The organism is Streptomyces sp. YS-3 (assembly GCF_045257485.1).
Lineage (GTDB): Bacteria > Actinomycetota > Actinomycetes > Streptomycetales > Streptomycetaceae > Streptomyces.
The window spans coordinates 1-2,356 of sequence record NZ_JBJHPC010000832.1; the positions used below are offsets into that span (position 1 = coordinate 1).

At 75.3% G+C, this 2,356-nt stretch carries 2 protein-coding genes; both read right to left on the minus strand.

Annotated features, from left to right (window positions below):
• Positions 1-57: 57 nt before the first annotated feature.
• Positions 58-1,482: an FAD-dependent oxidoreductase gene (locus tag ACJA3G_RS35325; RefSeq protein ID WP_406557116.1), complete on the minus strand. Its 1,425-nt coding sequence runs from the start codon at positions 1,480-1,482 to the stop codon at positions 58-60.
• On the minus strand, positions 1,482-2,339 hold the full coding sequence (locus ACJA3G_RS35330) for a class I SAM-dependent methyltransferase (RefSeq protein ID WP_406557117.1): 858 nt from the start codon (positions 2,337-2,339) through the stop codon (positions 1,482-1,484). Before ACJA3G_RS35330 ends, ACJA3G_RS35325 begins: the two co-directional genes overlap by 1 nt.
• Positions 2,340-2,356 lie beyond the last annotated feature (17 nt).

Genomic DNA, 2,356 nt, shown 5'->3' on the forward strand with positions numbered 1-2,356 from the left:
GGGGCGGTCACGGGCGCCCTCCGTCCGGCCCGGGGGCGGCACGGCGGCGCAGGGGTGTCACGACGAGGCTCCTTCCGCCGCCGCCAGGACGCTCAGCAGCTCCTGGCGCGGCAGCGGCCCGGCGCTCAACGGGAGCGCGCCACGCGGCGCCTGGGCGACGCGGTGGCGGAACTTCTCGTCCCCGAACACCTCGTCCGGAGTGCTCAGCCCCATCAGGACCCGCGTCAGCCCCCGCCACACCGTCCCGTCCTGGGTGGCGGCCGACCGTATGGACGTGTCGGGGCAGCCGGGGTAGGCGGGCGGCAGGGAGCGGCCGTGCACGACGGCGCTCCAGCGTCCGATCCGCTCCCGGTCGGTGCTCGCCGCGTGCTCGTACCACGGCCGCAGCAGGACGTCGGCGAACTCGGCCGCGGCCTCGCCGCGCCGCCCGGCCGGGTGGGCCGCCAGGGTGTCGGCCAGGCCGAAGGCCTGCGCGAGCGCCAGCGACATCCCGCGCCCGTAGAGCGGGTTGGTGACACAGGCCGCGTCCCCGACCGGGAACAGCCCCGCCACGGGCGGACGCACGGCGGTGGCCCGCAGCGCGTTGGCCGGGCCGCCGATGGCGTGGACGGCCGAGATGGGGGCGCTGACGGCGTCGTCCAGCCAGGCGGTGAGTCCGGGAGTCGCGTGGGCGACGGCGGTGAAGGCGTCGGCGTGCCGCAGCCGGTCCAGCTCCGTGTCGCCGGGCAGGGTGCCCAGGGCGATAGCGAAGGTGCCGGCGTCGCCCGGGTGCAGCACGCCCGCGTAGTGGTCCCAGATGTCACCGGCGGCATGGCCGCGGTTCAGCGGCCCGGGCAGGGTTCCGCTTCTGAGCCGGTAGAAGCGGGTGAAGCCGCGAAGCCCCCCGGGGCTGGTCAGATCCCCCGGGACCGGGACTCCCGCGTCGGTGAGCCAGCCGCGGGCGGCGGCGCGGCGCCCGGTGGCGTCCACGACCACATCCGCGGGCAGATGCGCGCCGTCGGTGGTCACGACGCCGCGCACCGACTGCAGGTCGGAGCTCAGCCGCAGCCCGCGTACGGTCGTGCCGTGCCGGATCTCCACCTGCGGCAGGGCCTCGACCGTCCGGTACAGGACGAGTTCGAGCGTGGTGCGGCGGCAGCCCAGGGCGACCAGCAGGTCGTCGCCCACCTCGCGCGCGCGGTCGGTCGCACCCGGCGGCATCGCGCGCGTGAGGTCGAACAGCGGGGCGCCGGCGGCGAGCAGCCGCTCCAGCACCTCGGGGGCGCGGGTGCGCAGGGTGCGTACACCGAGCGAGGTCAGCGTGTGGGAATGCTGGGCCTGCGGCACGGTGGGGCGCTGCCAGCGGCCGTGCAGATCGGCCATCGCGCCCCGGGGCGGCGGGGCGGAGCGCTCCAGGACGACGACCTGCCGTCCGGACCCGGCGAGCGCGAGAGCGGAGGCCAGCCCCGCGACACTGCCTCCCACGACCAGAGCCTTGGACATCAGCGCCGCCGGCCGTGGACGAAGAACACCCGGCGCACGTCCGTCTCGTGCCGCGGCGGCACCGGATCCGGCCACCGGCCGAAGTCCGCCCCCGGTTCACCCGGCTGCACCGCCTCCACGGAGAATCCACAGCCGTCGAAGAGCAACTCGGGCTCGTCGGTCCCGAACAGCCAGGGGCAGCCCCAGCCCGCGAAGATGTCGAGCAGCCCCCGCATATGAGGGAGCGTCAGGGCCGCGGAGTTGACCAGGTCGGCCGCGATCCGGCTGCCGGGCGCCGAGAAGTCCGCCACCCGGCGCAGGACGTGGCGGGTGTCCTGTTCGGGGATGTAGTACAGCAGCCCTTCCAGCAGCCAGGTGGACGGCAGGGCCGGGTCGTAGCCCGCCTTGCGCAGGTCGTCCTCCCAGTCGGGCGCGGTGAGATCCACGGCGACCGTGCGGTGGTCGGTCCGCGGCCTGATGCCCTCCAGCCGGTCCCGCTTGTACGCCAGCACCGCGGGCCGGTCGACCTCGTAGTAACGCAGCCCCTCGGGCCAGGCCAGCCGGTATGCGCGCGAGTCCATCCCCGCCGGGGCCAGCACGATCTGCCGCATCCCCGGCTCGCGGGCCGCCTCCTGGAGGTAGTCGTCGAAGAACCGGGTGCGGATGGCGTTGTAGTCGGGGGTGCTGGGGAGCGTACGCGAGGCGTCCGCCGGGAACGTCGCCTTCCGGATCTCCGCCAGCAGCTCCGGGCCGATCTCCCCGCAGAGCGTGTCCGCGTACGGATCCTGGTAGATGCGGTCGGGCCGGCGCGTCTCCGCGGCACGCAGGGCGGCGGTGAGCAGGGCGGTGCGTTCGACGGCGTCGAGCAACTCGGTCACGGGGTTGTCGTCTCCTT

Bases quoted from the DNA above. Each gene is read 5' to 3' on its own strand.
- ACJA3G_RS35325 (WP_406557116.1), bottom strand. From the start codon at position 1,482: ATGTCCAAGGCTCTGGTCGTGGGAGGCAGTGTCGCGGGGCTGGCCTCC.